General features: G+C 59.7%; 18 protein-coding genes. 8 read left to right on the forward strand and 10 right to left on the reverse strand.

Features of this window, described 5'->3' with window-relative positions; translation table 11 throughout:
• Window positions 1-2 precede the first annotated feature (2 nt).
• The gene (locus KW838_RS12815; protein WP_102700426.1) at window positions 3-677 is read left to right on the forward strand and encodes a hypothetical protein; all 675 of its coding nucleotides are present in this window, start codon (window positions 3-5) and stop codon (window positions 675-677) included.
• A gap of 73 nt (window positions 678-750) precedes the next feature.
• Here the strand turns inward: KW838_RS12815 and KW838_RS12820 are convergent, their stop codons facing one another.
• Window positions 751-2820, reverse strand: coding sequence for an AsmA family protein (locus KW838_RS12820; protein ID WP_218501263.1), 2070 nt, complete (start codon window positions 2818-2820; stop codon window positions 751-753).
• Window positions 2821-3207: 387 nt separating this feature from the next.
• Between KW838_RS12820 and KW838_RS12825 the strand changes: the two genes are divergently transcribed.
• The 7 genes from KW838_RS12825 (at window position 3208) to KW838_RS12855 (ending at window position 8565) form a co-directional block, all read left to right on the forward strand.
• Window positions 3208-3720, forward strand: a complete 513-nt coding sequence (locus KW838_RS12825) for a hypothetical protein (protein ID WP_095964724.1) — start codon at window positions 3208-3210, stop codon at window positions 3718-3720.
• A 174-nt stretch (window positions 3721-3894) separates the two neighbouring features.
• On the forward strand, window positions 3895-4527 hold the full coding sequence (locus KW838_RS12830; RefSeq protein WP_007979686.1) for a TetR family transcriptional regulator: 633 nt from the start codon (window positions 3895-3897) through the stop codon (window positions 4525-4527).
• 294 nt (window positions 4528-4821) lie between these two features.
• A complete protein-coding gene (gene ureE, locus KW838_RS12835; protein ID WP_015093252.1) occupies window positions 4822-5322 on the forward strand; it encodes an urease accessory protein UreE in 501 nt (166 codons plus the stop codon).
• Window positions 5319-5993: an urease accessory protein UreF gene (locus tag KW838_RS12840; RefSeq protein ID WP_218501264.1), complete on the forward strand. Its 675-nt coding sequence runs from the start codon at window positions 5319-5321 to the stop codon at window positions 5991-5993. Before ureE ends, KW838_RS12840 begins: the two co-directional genes overlap by 4 nt.
• A 23-nt stretch (window positions 5994-6016) precedes the next feature.
• On the forward strand, window positions 6017-6631 hold the full coding sequence (gene ureG, locus KW838_RS12845; protein ID WP_007979691.1) for an urease accessory protein UreG: 615 nt from the start codon (window positions 6017-6019) through the stop codon (window positions 6629-6631).
• Between the two features lie 27 nt (window positions 6632-6658).
• Window positions 6659-7231 carry a HupE/UreJ family protein gene (locus tag KW838_RS12850; protein WP_218501265.1) on the forward strand — a complete coding sequence of 191 codons (573 nt, stop codon included), beginning with the start codon at window positions 6659-6661 and terminating at the stop codon, window positions 7229-7231.
• Window positions 7232-7431: 200 nt separating this feature from the next.
• On the forward strand, window positions 7432-8565 hold the full coding sequence (locus KW838_RS12855) for an AGE family epimerase/isomerase (RefSeq protein ID WP_218501266.1): 1134 nt from the start codon (window positions 7432-7434) through the stop codon (window positions 8563-8565).
• A 102-nt stretch (window positions 8566-8667) separates the two neighbouring features.
• Here KW838_RS12855 and KW838_RS12860 read toward each other — a convergent pair whose 3' ends face one another.
• The 9 genes from KW838_RS12860 to KW838_RS12900 form a co-directional block, all read right to left on the reverse strand.
• Complete coding sequence (locus tag KW838_RS12860) at window positions 8668-9573, reverse strand: cation diffusion facilitator family transporter (RefSeq protein ID WP_102698677.1); 906 nt, start codon at window positions 9571-9573, stop codon at window positions 8668-8670.
• A gap of 171 nt (window positions 9574-9744) precedes the next feature.
• Complete coding sequence (locus KW838_RS12865; RefSeq protein ID WP_007979699.1) at window positions 9745-10506, reverse strand: SDR family oxidoreductase; 762 nt, start codon at window positions 10504-10506, stop codon at window positions 9745-9747.
• Window positions 10507-10800: 294 nt separating this feature from the next.
• Window positions 10801-11049 carry a hypothetical protein gene (locus KW838_RS12870; protein ID WP_102698676.1) on the reverse strand — a complete coding sequence of 83 codons (249 nt, stop codon included), beginning with the start codon at window positions 11047-11049 and terminating at the stop codon, window positions 10801-10803.
• A gap of 296 nt (window positions 11050-11345) precedes the next feature.
• The gene (locus KW838_RS12875) at window positions 11346-12062 is read right to left on the reverse strand and encodes an ABC transporter ATP-binding protein (RefSeq protein ID WP_007979701.1); all 717 of its coding nucleotides are present in this window, start codon (window positions 12060-12062) and stop codon (window positions 11346-11348) included.
• Entirely contained in the window at window positions 12059-12931 is an 873-nt protein-coding gene (locus KW838_RS12880; RefSeq protein WP_102698675.1) for an ABC transporter ATP-binding protein, read from the reverse strand. The genes KW838_RS12875 and KW838_RS12880 overlap by 4 nt, the downstream gene beginning before the upstream one ends.
• Window positions 12928-14211, reverse strand: a complete 1284-nt coding sequence (gene livM, locus KW838_RS12885; protein WP_102698674.1) for a high-affinity branched-chain amino acid ABC transporter permease LivM — start codon at window positions 14209-14211, stop codon at window positions 12928-12930. The genes KW838_RS12880 and livM overlap by 4 nt, the downstream gene beginning before the upstream one ends.
• A 3-nt stretch (window positions 14212-14214) precedes the next feature.
• Window positions 14215-15129: a branched-chain amino acid ABC transporter permease gene (locus tag KW838_RS12890; protein WP_008048116.1), complete on the reverse strand. Its 915-nt coding sequence runs from the start codon at window positions 15127-15129 to the stop codon at window positions 14215-14217.
• A gap of 250 nt (window positions 15130-15379) precedes the next feature.
• Window positions 15380-16513, reverse strand: coding sequence for an ABC transporter substrate-binding protein (locus KW838_RS12895; protein WP_102698673.1), 1134 nt, complete (start codon window positions 16511-16513; stop codon window positions 15380-15382).
• Between the two features lie 363 nt (window positions 16514-16876).
• Complete coding sequence (locus KW838_RS12900; RefSeq protein ID WP_015093244.1) at window positions 16877-18160, reverse strand: FAD-binding oxidoreductase; 1284 nt, start codon at window positions 18158-18160, stop codon at window positions 16877-16879.
• Window positions 18161-18252 lie beyond the last annotated feature (92 nt).

Genomic DNA, 18252 nt, shown 5'->3' on the forward strand with positions numbered 1-18252 from the left:
ATATGAAATCATTATCATCCGAGACTTACATCATCGATGGCAATATCACACTTTTTTTAGGCAAACACTCCGATCAATTCAAAAAGGACATTCTGCACTCCAGCTTACTGGCACAACTACTCGCTGACAGTACTCCAGACAAGTGGCTAACATCGTACAGAACCACACTTGAAAAATTGCACTGGACACTTAATGGCTTCAAGAATCACACGCTTCCAAAAAGTTCATCCAGCCTGTTCAGCATTGCATCCACGGTACTGGCTGATACATTACAAAAAGAGCAACTGCAACAACTGAGCGGCGCGCTTTCAAACATTGCACAACTACCCAGCGAATCACCTGCCCTCAAGGCACTCCTGAACAGGATTCAAACAGAGATCGCGCCCAGCCACGGAGAAGGCTCGCTTACCGTGAGCACGCTGTTGACAATCGTCTGCGAAAACAAAAAAACCATCTCACTTCAAATTTCCCTCGAAACGACTCGCCCCGTAGACATCAGCTTTCTTAGGCAACCGCTCCCTGAAGCGGTCATACAGAGCGATATTGAGACCAGCTTATGGACCACCTATTTGTCCGAAGACAAGTACGCCAAAATCAGAACTCAGGTTGTCGGTAAACTTGGCAGCAAGCCTCAGACTCATCTGTTCCAGATTTTTGAATCAGATCCAGCAATCTGAGCCCCCGTTGAAAACGCCTGCAGCATGCCGCCCTCCAGTACTCAAAAGGTCCGGGCTGCAGGTCTTCAGCTCTTCAGTTCTTCACCGTTTTCGGCGCCTTGCCCGACTTCATCTGCTCCAACAACGGTGCGCATTGATTTGGCTCACCACCACTCGGTGCAACCAGCGCCAGCAACCCCGCCGCCGGTGCGGCGATCACGCCCAGCGCCACCATCCCGGCCCCGCGTAACATCAGAGGCACAGCCTTGACCCCGGCATCGGGCTTGATGAACTTGCCGCGCACATACAGCGGCGAACGCAATGAAATCAGGCGCCAGCCCTTGGATTCCGGGGTGATGGTCAGGTCCAGTTGTTCCGTCGCCATGTTAGCGGTGCCGTCGATGTAGACGATGGCGTTCTCGGTGTCGAATACGAACAGCCGGGTGGTTGCCAGGCCGGACTGGATACCGAAGTCGGCGGCCGCGCAGTTGATCTTCACTTCCTTGTCGCCAAAGATCTTGCCAACCACATAGTTGCCGACGTTCAGCCCCGCCAGCTCCATCAATTCGCGACTGATGGCGCCATCGTTGATCAGCATTTTCAGATTGCCATTGGCGCTGCCCAGCAGCCTGGCCACCGAATTGCCGCGCCCGCTGATATCAGCGTCGCCATTGAGCTCGCCAAAACTGGTTTTCATCGGCTCAAAGCCTGGGAACAACTGTTTGAGCTTGAATCCCCGCGCCGTGAGCCTGGCGTGGCCTTCCAGGGGATCGGTGTGGCCGTTCAGGCGAATCTGCGCATCCAGCTTGCCGCCGGCCACGCCGAAGCGCAGCGGTTCGAGGCTGAGCACGCCATCGGTGAGCACCAGATGGGTATAGAGATCGTTGAATGGCAATTTTTCGCTGTGCACGATGCGCTTGCCAGTGAACTCGACATCGGCGTCCATATCGCGCCAGCGGTCTGTCTTGAACTCTTCGACCGGCAGCACTTTGTCCGCCGGTTGTTTGCTGTCACCGCCACGGGCCTTCTGCTTGGCGTTGGAATCGGCGCCGATCAGCGGCGCCAGGTCAGCGAACAGCAATTGATTGGATAGTAGCGAGCCGCTGAGTTTTGGCCGTGGTTGACTGGCCACGTAGGTCAGACTGCCGTGGATGTCACTCTCGCCGATCTTGCCGTTGAATTCCTCATAGCGAAACACCGCGCCACCCGGCTCGTGCAACTTGGCGTTCAGATGGCCGTCGGTGGCATAGGGCGGGGTGTCCGGCAGGATCACGCCGGTCAGCGGGTAGAGGTTGCCCAGGCTGGTGCCGGCCAGTTTCAGGCGCAGGTCCAGGGCGCCGAGATTCAGCGGATCGGTCAGGGTGCCAGCCAGTTCGACGCTGGAATCGGCGATCGTCACCTGCGCCTGAAGAGGAAACGGGCGTGCCGCATCCTGCAACGCCAACAACCCGCCAATCTTGCCCTGGCCCGCGAGCTTCTGGCCGTGGTACTGACCGTTGACCTTGAGGGCGAACGCATAATCCTGGGGTGATGAGCCCTTTTCCTGCGCGGCTTTCGCCGCCTTGTCGCCAACAATATCGCTGAACGGAATCGGCTTGCCCAACGGATCGATCAGCACGTCGAGCTGCGTCTTCAGGCTCTGGTCGTCGAGGATGACGTGGCCCTTGTCGAAGCCGATCGCACCGATATCCACCACCCAACTGGAAGGCTCGGCGTTCGGGTCTTTGGGGTCGAATTTGAACGTCCAGTTGGCGCGCCCGTCAGCCAGGCGTTGCAGCTGCGCATTCGGCTCGGCGAGGTCGATACGCGGGATCACCACCCGCTGTGCCAGCAAAGCCAAGGGTGAAATGCGCAACTCGACACGTTTGAGAGTGGCCATCTGCGGTTGCTTCGACCAGTCCGGGTTGCCCAGGCTGATGTCCTCGGCCACCACATGAGGCCATGGCACCCAAGCGCGCCAGCCGCTTTGATCGGGCTCGGTCTGCCAGACCACCGACAGATTGCCGTTGATGGCAAAAGCGCGGTGCAGTTCTTCGGAAACCTTGGCATTGAGCGGCGGTTTGATCCGGTTCCAGTCGAAGAACACGATGATCAGCACCAGCAACGCCAGCAAGGTAAGGAAGGTGGAAAGGGTCCAGACAAACGTCTTTTGGGTGCGCGTCATTGCACAGGGCTCCTGATACGACTGAGCGCCCCGACTGCGACGCACAGGTGAAACGGTGAGCCGGAAGCGGCTCGCCATGAAGTCTACGACTGATAAAAACCCGGCAGGTTTAATCGATAGACCGATTTCGCCGAATTCAGCCAGTCCGATACTGACCCATCAGTCGAGCAGCGTTACCGGCCCCGCACTTTTACACGTCAAGGCTGGGTCGAAAATACCCAAACAAGGGCAAGACAACTCGTCGGAAACGCCCGTCCTAGAGCCTCCCCAGCAAACAATCAATTCCGTTGATTATTACCATTGCGTTTATGAACTTTTATATCGATTTATCGAGAGTAGCATTGCCCTCGTACCCACTTTTTCGCACCCCCGAGGAGCACAACAATCATGAAACGCCAATTACTGCTTAGCCTTTCACTCTCGATGCTGGCCAGCACTGCTTTTGCCCTGCCAGCAGCTGACCAGGCCACCCCACAAGTGAAACAAGACCACTCGGTGTTCAGCCAGACCGTCGCCGCCGATGGCTCCGACCGTACTCCTCAGGGTCAAACCCTTGCCGAAGGCGGTAATGATCGCCTGAAAGAAAAAGGCCTGATCACTCAGGATGGCTCGGACCGCACTCCACAAGGCCAGACCCTGGCTGCCGATGGTTCGGATCGCACCCCACAAGGCCAGACCCTCGCCGCCGATGGTTCGGATCGCACCCCACAGGGCCAGACCCTCGCCGCTGATGGTTCGGATCGCACCCCACAAGGTCAAACCCTGGCTGCCGACGGTTCGGATCGCACCCCACAAGGTCAAACCCTGGCTGCCGACGGTTCGGATCGCACTCCACAAGGTCAAACCCTCGCTGAAGGCGGTGGTGACCGTGTGATCGAACGCAACAGCGCTCTGAGCTAAGCCCCATGGCCGCCCAGAAAAAAAGCCCAATCCCCGGATTGGGCTTTTGACTTTTCAGCACTGCGCTTTTTTATAGATGCCGCACTTCCCCGCTTGATCCCTCACAGTCGTTCGACGCCGGCAAAGCCGATTTGCTAGAGTGCGCCGCGTCCTTGTCCAGAAAACACCCTTGCGATGCTGCCCCGCGCCGAACAGAAACAACAGACCCGTAATGCCCTGATGGACGCTGCCCGGCGCCTGATGGACGGCGGCCGAGGATTCGGCAGCCTGAGCCTGCGTGAAGTCGCGAAAACCGCTGGCATCGTACCGACCGGTTTCTACCGCCATTTTGCCGATATGGATGAACTGGGCCTGGTGCTGGTCAGCGAAGTCGGTCAGACCTTCCGCGAAACCATTCGCCTGGTACGGCACAACGAATTCGTGATGGGCGGCATCATCGATGCCTCGGTGCGGATTTTTCTCGACGTGGTCAGCGCCAACCGTTCGCAGTTCCTGTTTCTCGCCCGCGAGCAATACGGCGGTTCGCTGCCGGTACGCCAGGCCATTGGCCGTCTGCGTGAAGGCATCAGTTCGGACCTGGCGGCGGATTTGTCACTGATGCCGAAACTGCAGCACCTGGACATCGCCGACCTGAGCGTCATGGCGGATCTGATCGTCAAAAGCGTGTTCGCCACCCTGCCGGACATCATCGATCCGCCAGCCGAGGCCTTACCTGAGCACCTGACGCCCCAGGCAAAAATCACCCAGCAGCTGCGGTTTATCTTTATCGGCCTCAAGCACTGGCAAGGGCTCGGCAGTACCGAGTAACCCTTAACCTTCAGTCTGGATCAAGACCCTGTGGGAGCGAGCTTGCTCGCGATAGCGTCGGCACATACAGTATCAATGTGACAGATACGCCGTCATCGCGAGCAAGCTCGCTCCCACAATGAACTGCATCGCTTCAACTTGGTGCGCAAATCAAAAACAACGCACCAACTTCAACCAAAAAACCCACTCAATCAATACCTTTCCTACGTCTCCTTCAGCCATTTCCTACACATCAAGTCGATTGGCAAGCCCCTTGCTCTAGCCTGAGCATCGTCCATTGCTGGAAGCCTTCCGATGCTGGTGATTCATCGCAGAATCGACCCTCAACCCGTTTGGGCCGCTGAACTGCACCTGACGTTCGAAGCCCGCAGCAAAAGCCGTTTGCGCTGTTTCAGTGCCGAGGGCGAAGACGTCGGGTTGTTTTTGGAGCGTGGCCAGCCGCCGCTGCATGACGGCGAATGCCTGCAAGCCGAGGACGGGCGAATCGTGCGTGTCTGCGCCCGCCCCGAACAACTGCTGCACGTCACCTGCGCCAATGCCTTCGAACTGACCCGCGCGGCCTATCACCTGGGCAACCGCCATGTCGCCCTGCAAGTCGGTGACGGCTGGTTGCGACTGCTCGACGACTACGTGCTCAAGGCCATGCTCGAACAACTCGGTGCCATTGCCTCGAACATCGAAGCGCCGTTCCAGCCGGAACATGGCGCCTACGGCGGCGGCCATCATCATTCACGCCACGGCGATGAAGACTTCAACTACGCGCCGAAACTGCACCAGTTCGGCGTACGCCCATGAACCCGGCCTGGGCGCTGCTGCGCCTGGCCAGTCCGCAATTGCCGATTGGCGGCTACAGCTATTCCCAAGGGCTGGAAATGGCTGTGGATAACGGCCGGGTAAACGACCCCGACAGTGCGCGACGCTGGATCAGCGATCAGTTGCTGTTGAATCTGGCACGTTTCGAAGCACCGTTGCTGCTCGCCCATTGCGTGGCCGCCTGCGAGGACAACTGGGGCCAATTGCTGCAACGCTGCGAGGAACATCGGGCCAGTCGCGAAACCCGCGAGCTGCATCAGGAAAGCCGGCAGATGGGCTACTCGTTGCAGCAGTTGCTCAACGGCTTGCCGGAACTCGACACAGCTGCCCGTGCCTTCCTCGAACAACGTAGCGAACCCCATCTGGCCCTGGGTTGGGCCCTGGCCGCGCGCGCCTGGCAGATCAGCCCGCAGGACGCCTTGGCTGCGTGGCTATGGAGCTGGCTGGAGAACCAGTTGGCGGTGCTGATGAAGACTTTGCCACTGGGCCAGCAAGCCGCCCAACGCCTGACCAGCGAACTGTTGCCGCTGCTTCAAGAGGCTCAACAGAACGCCACCCGAATCGATCCCGATCACTACGGCAGTGCCGCTTTCGGCCTGTCCCTGGCGTGCATGGCCCATGAGCGCCAGTACAGCCGTCTGTTCCGTTCCTAGGGCCTGTTATTTTGGAGAATCACATGAACACACAACCCCTGCGCGTCGGCATCGGCGGCCCGGTCGGTTCCGGCAAAACCGCCCTGACCCTGGCCCTGTGCCTGGCCCTGCGCGAGCGCTACAACCTGGCCGTGGTGACCAACGACATCTACACCCGCGAAGACGCCGACTTTCTGGTGCGCAATGAAGCCCTGGCGCCGGAACGCATCATCGGCGTGGAAACCGGCGGCTGCCCGCACACGGCCATCCGCGAAGACGCTTCGATCAACCTTGAAGCCGTGGATCAACTCAATCGCCGTTTTCCGGGGCTGGACCTGATTCTCGTGGAGTCCGGTGGCGACAACCTCTCCGCGACCTTCAGCCCGGAACTGTCCGACCTGACGATCTACGTGATCGACGTCTCCGCCGGCGACAAGCTGCCGCGCAAGGGTGGGCCGGGGATCTGCAAATCCGACCTGCTGGTGATCAACAAGATCGACCTGGCACCGCTGGTCGGGGCCTCGCTGGAGATGATGAACAGCGACACCCAGCGCATGCGCAACGGCAAGCCATTTGTCTTCAGCAACCAGAAAACCGGCCAGGGTCTGGAACAGATCATCGCCTTCATCGAACGCCAGGGCTTGCTGACCGCGGCCTGATCACCCCCTTCAACAAGGAAGCTTTCCATGACACTGAAACGCATTCTGGGCGCCCTGGCCCTGCTGCTGACGCCAGCCCTTGCCCTCGCCCATCCGGGGCACGGCGACAATGGCTTGATCGCCGGTATCAGCCATCCGCTTGGCGGTCTCGATCACCTGCTGGCGATGCTCGCGGTCGGCCTGTGGGCCGCACAGCAGCAGGGTGCTGCGCGCTGGGCGCTGCCATGCACCTTCGTCGGGACCCTGCTGATCGGCGGGATGCTGGGCTTTGAGGGAATGAACCTGCCTGCACTGGAGAGCGGGATTGCCGCTTCGGTATTGGCCTTGGGGCTGGCGGTGGCGCTGGCTGTGCGTCCACCGCTGGTAATGGCGGTGGGTGCGACAGCCTTGTTTGCGCTGTTTCATGGTGTGGCGCATGGGCTGGAACTGCCGGACATGTCGAGTCCCTGGACCTATGCCGCAGGTTTTGTCGCCGCGACGGCGGTGTTGCATGCGGTAGGTTATGCGGTGGTGCGGGTGTTGCCGCAGGCCGCAGCGCCGTTGGTGCGACTAGCGGGCGCAGCTTCGGCGGTGACCGGGGCGTGGCTGCTGGCGGGCTAGTTCTCTAGTGCCTGAACCGTCCTCTTCGCGGGCAAGCCCGCTCCCACAGGGTTCCTGGTGTGAATGCTATCTATGTCACACAGTAAACCACTGTGGGAGCGGGCTTGCCCGCGAAGGCGGCCTGACAGACACAGCCTCTCTCAAGCCAGCCTCTCTGCTAACATGTCGCGCAATCGCCCCTGCCGTGACGACGCCAGCCAATGCCACCTGTTTCCCGCTCCGCCTCCCAGCCTGAATTGACCGCCCTGTTCGCCTCGGTGCAACAGCATTTCCTGAACGTCATCGTGCCGCTCTGGCAAGGCCCGGGCTGGAATGCCGACATGGCGTTGCCCTACGAGGCGCTGGATGCCGAACACCAGCCGCTGCCACCGCAACGCTACCGGGCCATGGCCTGTGCGCGGCAGCTGTATCTGTTTGCCAGCCTGATCGGTCAGGTGCCGGGCGCCGAAGAGCGTGCCGCCGCCTTGTTCCGCTCGTTGCAGCGGCACTTCCACGATGCCGAGCACGGGGGCTGGTTCTACAGCGTCGATGCGCAAGGTGCGCCACTGGATCAGCGCAAGGACCTCTACACCCACGCGTTCATCCTGTTCGCCTGTGCCCATTACTGGGACAAGGTCCGCGAGCCGCTGGTGGAGTCGGTACTCAACGCATCGCTGGAAGTGATCGCGCAGCGTTTCGCCACGGACGACGGTCTGTATGAAGCCACGCTCGACCGCGACTGGGCATCGCTGGGCAGCGGCCCCTTGCAAAACCCGCTGATGCACCTGGCCGAAGCATTCCTCGCCACCCTGTCGGTGCGTGAAGATCTCGACGTGCAACACGCACTCATCGAGTTATGCACAGCCATGCACGCGCGCTTTATCGATCCGCAGCACGGCGTGTTGATGGAAAAGCCGCTGGGGTCTGTGGATAACTGGTTTGAACCGGGGCATCAGTTCGAGTGGTATTTCCTGCTGGAATCCTCGGCACTGCTGCGCACTTCGACCCTGCATGCCGATCTGGAAAGGGCCTTCGCCTTTACCGAGCAGTTGGGCGTCGATCAGCAGACCGGTGCGGTGCGGGCCATGCTCGACCTCGAACCAAGTGGCGGCGTCCGGGATGCCACGCAGCGTATCTGGGCCCAGGCCGAATACCTGCGCGCCCTGACGCTACGACCCAATAGCGAAGCGGATGTCCTGCGCCAGTTGCAGGCATTGCAGCAGCGCTCGCTGCATGCCGGCGGCTGGTATGAATGTCGTGATGAACGTGGTGAAGTCAGCCGCCGCGACATGCCGTCGACCACGCCTTATCACCTGGCGACCTGTTATCGCGGGCTGGCGGTATTTCTCGGCTGACTGTTTGGTTGCTTTCGCGAGCAGGCTCGCTCCCACAGGTGATCGCATTTCAATGTGGGAGCGAGCCTGCTCGCGAATGACCTCAAAGAGCTCACCTGGCTGTCACTCAATCCACTTGCGGTCCCCGGTAAAGCTGATGGTCAGCCATCGCGCGGCATCCGGTTCGCCAAGCTTCGCGGAAATTTCCTCGCGCAAACTGTCCAGCTGCCCCACCCCGTCCAGCCAGTAATCCTTCGGCAATACAATGTGGATCTCGATAAAACACGCCCTGCCGTGCTTCTGCACGTAGGAAATGTAGTCGTCGAAACCATGCTCGACCTTCGCCACCTCCATCACCTGACGCACCTTGTCGTCCAGCTGGTCCGGGACGATCCCCAACACATCGCGCAAGGCCGGTCCGAGGATTTTGAAGGCCGGGGGGAGCATGCCTAAGGCCAGCAGAATCAGGATCATCGGGTCGACATACACCGCCCACTTGTCGTAACCCTGAGTCTTGAGCAGCAGCGCGATGAGGAAACTCACCAGCAGGCCCGCCGACAGCATCGCGTCCACCAGCCAACTGATGTTGTCGAACTGGATCAGCGATGAGTTGAGCGTGCGATTGCGTTGGCGGACGTAAAAAAAGTAAATGAGTTCAACGACAGTGAAGAACGCCGCGTAGAAGATCACCAGCCCCAGTTCGACCTCGCGGCCTCCGCTGATGATGCCGAACACGCCGTTGAGAAAGGCGTAAATGGCGACCAGGAAAATGAAGCTACCCTCGATCACCAGCACCATGGGTTCCAGGTGCCAGGAACCGAACTGGAAGCGCTGGTTGCTTTCTTTGGCGATCAGCCTGGCGGTGATCAGCATCAGGACCTTGATGAAGGCCGCGATCAACGAAAAGAAGCCATCGAACAGGATGGATTGGGCGCCCGACACAAAACCGGTGATGATCCCGGCGAATGTCACGGCGAGCATCAGGAAGGTCGATTGTTTGAGCAGCGACTGCTCGCCTCGATTACTCACTGGATCTCCTCTAAGACCTCTAGACCGCCGGGTGTGGCGGTTGCTTGAGGGAGGAGTCTAGCTGAAGCTTTGTGTCGCCTGAGCCGGCCCTTTCGCGAGCAAGCCCGCTCCCACACTGGATCGCGGTCTAATGTGGGAGCGGGCTTGCTCGCGAAGAACGATGACTCGGTCTTAAGACTTGCGCTCGATCGCAAATCCAGCCCAGGTCTGGCTGACCGGCATCAGCTCCAGGCTGTTGATGTTGATGTGCGCAGGCGCATTGAGTACCCAGAAAATGGTCTCGGCGATGTCTTGCGGCTGGATCGGCTCGGCGCCGGCGTAGGTGGCGTTGTAGCGCTCCTGATCACCGGCAAAACGCACCAGCGAGAACTCGCTCTCGCACAGGCCCGGCTCGATGTTGCTGACCCGTACGCCGGTGCCCTGCAGGTCGCAGCGCAGGTTCAGGGAGAACTGTTTGACGAACGCCTTGGTCGCGCCATACACGTGGCTGCCCGGGTACGGGTAATTGCCGGCGATGGACCCCAGGTTGACGATACCGGCGCCACGACCGTGGGCGATCAGGCGTGGCAACAGCAGACGGGTGCTGTACATCAGGCCTTTGACGTTGGTGTCGACCATGGTGTCCCAATCGTCCAGGTCGCACTTGGGTGCCGGATCGACGCCCAAGGCCAGCCCGGCGTTGTTGATCAACCCACGCAGTTTGGCAAAGGATGGCGGCAGATTGGCAATCGCTTCCTCCATGGCCTTGCGATCACGCACATCGAGCACCAGGCCATGGACTTCGGTCTGCTTCGACAGCTCGGCGCACAGCGCATTGAGGCGCTCTTCACGACGGCCTGTCAGCACCAATTTCCAGCCAGCGTCGGCAAAACGACGGGCACAGGCTTCACCAAAACCGGAGGTCGCGCCGGTAATAAACAGGGTGTTGGACATCGTGTTCTCCTTGCTTCGGCTGATCGCCAGCCATTGGAATGGTAAATCAGCAGGCAGAATGCCCGGCCTTGCCCATAGCGGCAACCGCCCTTTCTGTACAAAAAACGAACAATCCCCGCAAGCCCTCGGCCAGCCTGGCTTGCAGCCATGTGCGCGCACGTTATCCACAGGCCGGTCCACAGTCTTTGGGGGCAAGTGGAAAAGCTGCAAGCCGCTATCCACAAGGCTTTGCGCGGCTTTTTGAAACTTTTTTGCTTGACCCTCAATCGCCCGCCGTGTAGCCCCTGGCAATTTTCATGACTGACGGGTCAATCCAGCGATGGCGCCAAGCCAGTAACCACGGCCTTCAGCCGGGTCTTTCCAGAGTTTAATCACAGACTTATCCACAGGCTTGTCCACGTCGATTTCACGCAGTTGCGCCCCGAACAAAAAGGTTGACAAAGCGGCCTGCAAGCTGCGCAAAAACACATGATCAAAAAACAACCACAGCTCTGCAAGCCACGGTTTAAAAGGCCTGCAGCCAGCTACTCCCACGTTATTCACAGCCGGCTCCACAGCAAACGGGGACAAGTCAAAACCGTGACAAAACAACTATTTGCAGCGGCTTTATGTCGCGCTTCGGGAGCTCTTGAATATTGTTTTCCACAATTTCCCGCAGGCACGCCAAAAACCCTGTGGGAGCGAGCTTGCTCGCGATAGCGGTTTGTCAGTCAACATCAATATTGGCTGATAGATTGCTATCGCGAGCAAGCTCGCTCCCACAGGGTTTAGTGGTGTTTGGGAGATGAAAAAAAGCCCCGGCGATTGCGCGCCGGGGCTTGTGTATAACCCACTGAAACTCAGTGCCCGCCGAGATAAGCGTTACGCACATCCTCGTTGACCAGCAGCTCCTTGCCGGTGCCGGTCATGCGGATTTCGCCGTTGACCATCACGTACGCCCGGTCCGACAACCGCAGGGCGTGGTTGGCGTTCTGTTCCACCAGGAAGATGGTCATGCCGGTCTTGGCCAGTTCTCGCAGGGTCGCGAAGATCTGTTTCACCACGATCGGCGCCAGGCCCAGGCTCGGCTCATCCAGCAGCAACAACTTGGGCCGGCTCATCAGGGCGCGGGCGATGGCAAGCATCTGCTGCTCGCCGCCAGACATGGTCATCGCCCGCTGGGTACGCCGTTCTTCAAGCCGCGGGAACAGCTCGAACATGCGTTGCATGTCTTCCTTGGCGTACTTGTCACCGATAGGGATGGTGCCCATCAGCAGGTTTTCTTCGACGGTCATGTCGGGGAACACCCGCCGCCCTTCCGGCGACTGCGCGATGCCGTTGGAGGCGATGTAGTGGGACGACTTGTGGGTAATGTCCACGCCCTGATAAAGGATCTGCCCGTCGGCGGCCCGTGGCTGGCCGAAGATCGACATCAGCAGGGTCGACTTGCCGGCGCCGTTGGAGCCGATCAGGCTGACGGTCTCCCCTTCGTTGATGTGCAGCGAGACGCCTTTAAGGGCCTGGATCGGGCCGTAGAACACGTCCAGGTCCTTGAGTTCGAGGATGGGTTTGCTCATACCACCTCCTCTTCGTCGGCGCCCAGGTACGCGGCAATCACTTTCGGGTCGTTGCGGATGTCGTCGGGCCCCCCCTCGGCGATGACGATGCCGTGGTCCAGCACCACGATGTGATCGGAAATGCTCATTACCATGCCCATGTCGTGTTCGATCAGCACCACGGTCAGATCGTGCTCATCGCGCAGCAGCCGGATCATCGCGCTCAGCGCTTCGGTTTCCTGAGGGTTGAGGCCGGCGGCCGGTTCGTCGAGGCAGATGATCTGCGGACGGGTGCACATGGCGCGGGCGATTTCCAGGCGGCGCTGCTGGCCGTAGGACAGCTCACCGGCCAGGCGGTTGGCGCAGTCCACCAGGTCCACCACTTCCAGCCAGTAGAACGCATGGTCCAGCGCATCGCTTTCGGCCTTGCGATAGCCCTTGGTGTTGAGGATGCCGGCCAGCATGTTGCGGTTGACCCACATGTGCTGGGCCACCAGCAGGTTTTCCAGCACCGACATTTCCTTGAACAGGCGAATGTTCTGGAACGTCCGCGCCAGGCCGGCACGGTTCACCAGGTGGGTGCCGCCGAACATCTTGTAGCGCAGCCGGGTGATGAAGCTTTTTGGCGAAACGAAATCGGTCGGCTTGAACGATTCGCCCAGCAATTGGATGACGTTGGTCTGTTTCCCGCGCACGTTCAGTTCGATCTTGCCGCCGGAGGCCTTGTAGAACCCGGTCAGGCAGTTGAACACCGTGGTCTTGCCGGCGCCGTTGGGGCCGATCAGGGCGAAGATCGAGTTGCGCTTGACCTTCAGGCTCACATCATTCAGCGCCTTGATGCCGCCGAAGTGCATCATCAGCTTCTCTACGGAGAGTACGACTTCGCTCATGGCGCTACTCCTTTACGCGGCGTCACACCGGTACGGCTGATCCGAATCAGGCCGCGCGGTCGCCAGATCATCATCAACACCATCAGGATGCCGAACAGCAGCACGCGGTACTCGGCGAAGCCACGCAGCAGTTCCGGAGCGACGGTCAGCACGAATGCTGCAATCACCACGCCGATGGTCGAACCCATGCCCCCCAGTACCACGATGGCGAGGATCAACGCCGATTCGAAGAAGGTGAACGAGGTCGGGTTGACGAAGCCCTGGTAGGTGGCGAAGAACACCCCGGCCAGACCGGCCGTCGAGGCACCGATGGTGAATGCCGAGAGCTTGACCAATACGTGGTTCAGGCCCATGGAGCGGCAGGCGATTTCGTCTTCGCGCAGGGCTTCCCAGGCGCGGCCGACCGGCATGCGGGTCAGGCGATGCTTGATGTACAGCACAGCCAGCACCACCAGGAACAGCACCGCGTAGATAAAGTAGTACTTCACGTCGGGGTTGTAGGCGATGCCGAAGAACTCATGGAACGGCACGCCGCCGTCCTTGGCTCGTTTGCCGAACTCCAGGCCGAAGAAAGTCGGCAGCGGTGCCGGCATGCCGTTCGGGCCGCCAGTCAGCGACAACCAGTTGTTGAGGATCAGGCGGATGATTTCACCGAAACCCAGGGTCACGATCGCCAGGTAGTCACCGTGCAGGCGCAGCACCGGGAAACCGAGGATGCAACCGGCCAGGCCGGCGATGATCGCCGCCAGCGGCAACACCGTCCAGAAGCCCAGGCCGAGGTATTGGTAACCGAGTGCCAGGCCGTAGGCGCCGATGGCGTAGAACGCCACGTAACCGAGGTCGAGCAGGCCGGCCAGGCCAACCACGATGTTCAGCCCCAGCCCCAGCAGTACGTAGATCAACCCGAGGATGACCACGCCCAGCAGGTAGGAGTTGGAGAAAAACGGCAGCGCCACGGCAATCAAGATGACCAGCGGGATGATCCAGCGCAGCCGCGACTTGTAGTCAGGCGCCAGCACATGCACCCCGGAGCCTGTCGATTCAAAGCCTTCGAGGATTTTCAGGCCCTGGGCTGTCTGCAGGAACATGCTCAGGGCAAAACGTCCGGCCATGACGATCGCCACGATCCACGCCACCCGGGTGGTTTCCAGGTTGAAGCCATAGCCATCGAGAACGACGCCGACAATCGGCCCGAACACAATCAGGGCAATGAGGCCGGCAAGAATCGCGTCAACCAGACTTTTTTTGATATCAATGGTTTTTTTAGTGGTTGAAGACATCGCTTACACCTTCGACACAAGAGGACGGCCGAGCAGGCCTTGAGGCCGAAAGACCAGAACGAGGACCAACAGCGAGAAGCTGAAAACGTCTTTGTAGTCCGAGTTCACCAGACCGGAAAACAGCGACTCGGAAATCCCGAGAATGATCCCGCCGAGCATTGCGCCGGGCAGTGAGCCAATCCCGCCGAGCACCGCGGCGGTGAACGCCTTGATCCCGATGATGAAGCCGGCATAGAAGTCGAATGTGCCGTAGTTCATGGTGATCAGCACGCCGGCCAGGGCCGCCATCGCTGCACCGATGATGAACACGTAGGAAATCACCCGATCGGTGTTGATCCCCAGGATCGAAGCCATCTTGCGGTCTTGCTGGGTTGCACGGCACATGCGGCCGAGCTTGGTGTATTTGATGATGTAGGTCAGCGCGGCCATCCCGACAAACGCGGCGACCAGAATGAAGACCTTGGTGTAGGTCAACTGAACGAAACCGGTACCGATATCAACGCGCCAGGCACCCGAGAGCAATGTCGGAACGCCTTGTTGCTTCGCGCCCTGGGAGATCTGTGCGTAGTTTTGCAGGATCAGGGAGATACCGATCGCACTGATCAGCGGTGCGAGTCGAGTGGAGTTGCGCAGGGGTTTGTAGGCGACACGCTCGATGACCCAGCCATACACCGCCGTGACGACGATGGTGAAGATCAGTGTGCCGAGCATCAGCAGCGGGAAGGATTCGATACCGAAGTAAGCCAGCAGAGCCAGACTGATTGCCGCGAGGTAAGCGGAAATCATGTAAACCTCGCCGTGGGCGAAGTTGATCATGCCGATGATGCCATAGACCATTGTGTAGCCGATGGCGATCAGGCCATAGACCGACCCGAGGGTCAGGCCGTTGACCAGTTGCTGCAGGAAAATACCATCCATAACGCAATCTCACGCAATGAGAACCTGCACATGTGGCTGTGCGGTTCTTCTAAGGAAAATACAGATATACGTCGGAGCAATGACAACCACGATCAGGCTGGCCACCACCGCCCCCTGTAGGAGCGAGCCTGCTCGCGAAGAACCTGAGGACAACGCGTTTAACCAGCAAACACGCGTCATCGTTGACGTTTTTCGCGAGCAAGCCCGCTCCCACAAGGGATCAGTGGGGTTCAGGTGATCGAGTCAGCCCTTACTTCTGTTTTTCCAGCTGGTGGTATTTGCCGTCCTTGTCCCACTGGTAAACCACGTAGTCGGAGATTTTCAGGTCGCCCTTGCTGTCCCAGGTCTTCTCGCCCATGACGGTCTTGACCGGGTTCTTCTTCAGCCATGCGGCCGCTTCTTCGCCCTTGTTGGACTTGGCGCCGTTGAAGGCTGCCGCCAGGGCCTGGACCGAAGCGTAGGCGTACAGGGTGTAGCCTTCAGGCTCGGTACCGGCCTTGCGGAAGGCATCTACCACGGTCTTGCTGTCTGGCAGCAGGCGTGGGTCGGCGCCGAAGGTCATCAGCACGCCGTCAACGAATTGCGGACCGCCAGCGGTGGTCACCAGTTCGTCGGTCACGATGCCGTCGTCGGACATGAACTTGACGTCTTTCAGGCCCTGTTCACGCAGTTGACGCACCAGAGGACCGGCTTCCGGGTGCAGGCCACCGAAGTAGACGACGTCAGCGCCAGCGCCGCGGATCTTGGTCACGATGGTGCTGAAGTCTTTCTCGCCACGGGTCAGGCCTTCATACAGCACAGGCTTCACGCCACGCTTCTCAAGCTGAGCCTTGGTGGCATCCGCCAGGCCCTGACCGTAGGTGTCCTTGTCGTGCAGCACGACCACTTTCTTGCCCTTGAGCACGTCGACGATGTAGTCGCCGGCCACGATGCCTTGCTGGTCGTCACGCCCGCACATACGGAACATGGCGCTCAGGCCGCGCTCGGTCACAGCCGGGTTGGTGGAGCCTGGAGTGATGGCGATGATGCCTGCTTCGTCGTAGATCTCGGAAGCCGGGATGGTCGACGAGGAGCAGAAGTGACCGACCACGCCGGCGACTTTCTGGTTGGTCAGGTCCTTGGCGACCGTCACGGCCTGTTTCGGTTCGCAGGCGTCATCGCCCTTGACCAGTACGATTTTTTCCCCGTTGACCCCGCCCGACGCGTTGACCGCATCGGCCGCCGCTTGTGCACCCTTCATGTACTGTTCGCCAAATGCCGCGTTGGCGCCTGTCATTGGTCCCGCTACGCCGATCTTGATGTCAGCCTGAGCAAACGCAGAAACACCCAGCGCAGTTGCCACTGCGAGGGCCAGAAAGCCTTTCTTGTAAAACGTCTGGGACATGAGGTGGTGCTCCATGGTTTTTTTAATTGGCACTGCGACTTCAATGAATGCTCAGAGCAAGGGCCGTGCCATCGGTTTTTTATTCTGAAAAAAGTCGCTGCTTTCTTGTTATTTCGACTGTTTCGATCCCATTTTCATTGGGCGTGCAACCGTCTAAACCGCGGAAGGTAAAACCATAATTTTTTTGAGGCGCAACCCGCCTGCGCCATCATTGCAACCGCGGCTTTAAACGACGTGCAACCAGCCTGTAACAACGTGCGTCACCGAAGTGCACACTGCTGGTGCGAGACTGCTACAACCCGCACCACTACAGGCTAGCTGCAGATCGAAAAAGCGCCGCTTCCCCACTGCAAAAATCAACATTCAGATCACGATCCGCAGGCACTGGCCTGCGTGATACAGCGAGAATCCCGCCTCGTACAGACAGCTGCGCAACCCCACCCCGGCCAATGGCTGCATGGGCGCGAAAGGAATCGGCAGCGCTTGAGGATTTCCGTTACACAGGTAATCGGCAAAGGCCTTGCCGACCACCGTTCCCGTGGTCACGCCTCGCCCGTTGTAACCGGTGACGGCCACTAAACCGGGCGCCGGTTCGAACAGGCGCATCAAATGATCGGGGGTGAAGGCGATGCGACCGGTCCAGGTGCACTCCCATTCCACCGGCTTGAGGTACGGGAAATAGTGCTGCTGCACCCGGTCGGCCCAGGCCTTGAGGAACCAGGTCGGCTTCTGATTGCCATTACCCAGGCTGCCAAGCAACAGGCGACCGTCTTTATCCCGACGGATACTGCTGAGCACCTGTCGGGTGTCCCAGGAACCCTGGCCACCGGGCAGAATTTGCCGGGCGGCTTCTTCGGTCAGCGGCACCGAGGCCACCTGATAGTAATAACCGGGGAAGAAATTGCGCCGCAGCTCCGTCCAGTCGCCTTCGGTGTAGGCATTGGAGGCAATCACCACTTTCTCGGCCATCACCGAACCCTGGGCGGTTTGCACCGACCAGCGCTGGCCCTGGCGTTCGAGGCGGGTGACCGGGGAATGATCGAACAATTGACCACCCAGGCCGATAGCCGCCTTGGCCAGCCCGGTGGTGTAGGCCATCGGGTTGAGCGTGCCGGCGCGGCGATCGAGCAATGCCGCGGCGATCTTTTTCGTGCCGGTGGCTTGCTCGCAGGCCTGACCAGTGAGCAGCTCAACCGGCGCACCGCGACGTTTCCATTGTTCTTCACGACTGCGCAAGTCGGCTTCGCCACGGGCGTTGTGCGCCATGTGCAGCGTGCCTTCGCGGCGCAACTGGCAATCGATGTTGTATTTGTCCACAAGGCTGAACACCAGGGATGGCGCCGCCCCCAGCATGCGGTTGAGCTGGCTGCCGACCTCAGTGCCGAACCCGGCTTCGATCTCGTCCGGGGGAATCCACATCCCGGCATTGACCAGCCCGACGTTGCGCCCCGAACCACCATGGCCGGCACGATGGGCCTCCAGCACACAAACGGTCTTGCCTTGCTCCAGCAGATGCACCGCCGCCGACAAACCGGTAAACCCGGCGCCGATGACGCAGACATCCACCGTGACCTCACCCTTGAGGGCCGAATTGTCCGGCCTCTGCGGCGTCAGTTTTTCCCACAGACACTCTTCGCGTAACGGCATTGCCAGACTCCAACAGAAACCTAACAAACACATCATTCCCCTGTAGGAGCTGCCGAAGGCTGCGATCTTTTGATTTTGTTTCAAAAAGATCG

It is taken from the genome of Pseudomonas sp. PDM27 (assembly GCF_019219205.1).
Taxonomy (GTDB): domain Bacteria; phylum Pseudomonadota; class Gammaproteobacteria; order Pseudomonadales; family Pseudomonadaceae; genus Aquipseudomonas; species Aquipseudomonas laurylsulfatiphila.

Excerpts from the sequence above, each read along its gene's own strand:
- KW838_RS12820 (WP_218501263.1), bottom strand. The coding sequence starts at position 2,820 with ATGACGCGCACCCAAAAGACGTTTGTCTGGACCCTTTCCACCTTCCTT.
- KW838_RS12875 (WP_007979701.1), bottom strand. The coding sequence starts at position 12,062 with ATGAGCAAACCCATCCTCGAACTCAAGGACCTGGACGTGTTCTACGGC.
- KW838_RS12815 (WP_102700426.1), top strand. The coding sequence starts at position 3 with ATGAAATCATTATCATCCGAGACTTACATCATCGATGGCAATATCACA.
- KW838_RS12895 (WP_102698673.1), bottom strand. The coding sequence starts at position 16,513 with ATGTCCCAGACGTTTTACAAGAAAGGCTTTCTGGCCCTCGCAGTGGCA.
- KW838_RS12855 (WP_218501266.1), top strand. The coding sequence starts at position 7,432 with ATGCCACCTGTTTCCCGCTCCGCCTCCCAGCCTGAATTGACCGCCCTG.
- livM (WP_102698674.1), bottom strand. The coding sequence starts at position 14,211 with ATGTCTTCAACCACTAAAAAAACCATTGATATCAAAAAAAGTCTGGTT.
- ureE (WP_015093252.1), top strand. The coding sequence starts at position 4,822 with ATGCTGGTGATTCATCGCAGAATCGACCCTCAACCCGTTTGGGCCGCT.
- KW838_RS12830 (WP_007979686.1), top strand. The coding sequence starts at position 3,895 with ATGCTGCCCCGCGCCGAACAGAAACAACAGACCCGTAATGCCCTGATG.
- KW838_RS12850 (WP_218501265.1), top strand. The coding sequence starts at position 6,659 with ATGACACTGAAACGCATTCTGGGCGCCCTGGCCCTGCTGCTGACGCCA.
- KW838_RS12865 (WP_007979699.1), bottom strand. The coding sequence starts at position 10,506 with ATGTCCAACACCCTGTTTATTACCGGCGCGACCTCCGGTTTTGGTGAA.
- KW838_RS12890 (WP_008048116.1), bottom strand. The coding sequence starts at position 15,129 with ATGGATGGTATTTTCCTGCAGCAACTGGTCAACGGCCTGACCCTCGGG.
- KW838_RS12840 (WP_218501264.1), top strand. The coding sequence starts at position 5,319 with ATGAACCCGGCCTGGGCGCTGCTGCGCCTGGCCAGTCCGCAATTGCCG.
- KW838_RS12900 (WP_015093244.1), bottom strand. The coding sequence starts at position 18,160 with ATGCCGTTACGCGAAGAGTGTCTGTGGGAAAAACTGACGCCGCAGAGG.
- ureG (WP_007979691.1), top strand. The coding sequence starts at position 6,017 with ATGAACACACAACCCCTGCGCGTCGGCATCGGCGGCCCGGTCGGTTCC.
- KW838_RS12880 (WP_102698675.1), bottom strand. The coding sequence starts at position 12,931 with ATGAGCGAAGTCGTACTCTCCGTAGAGAAGCTGATGATGCACTTCGGC.
- KW838_RS12825 (WP_095964724.1), top strand. The coding sequence starts at position 3,208 with ATGAAACGCCAATTACTGCTTAGCCTTTCACTCTCGATGCTGGCCAGC.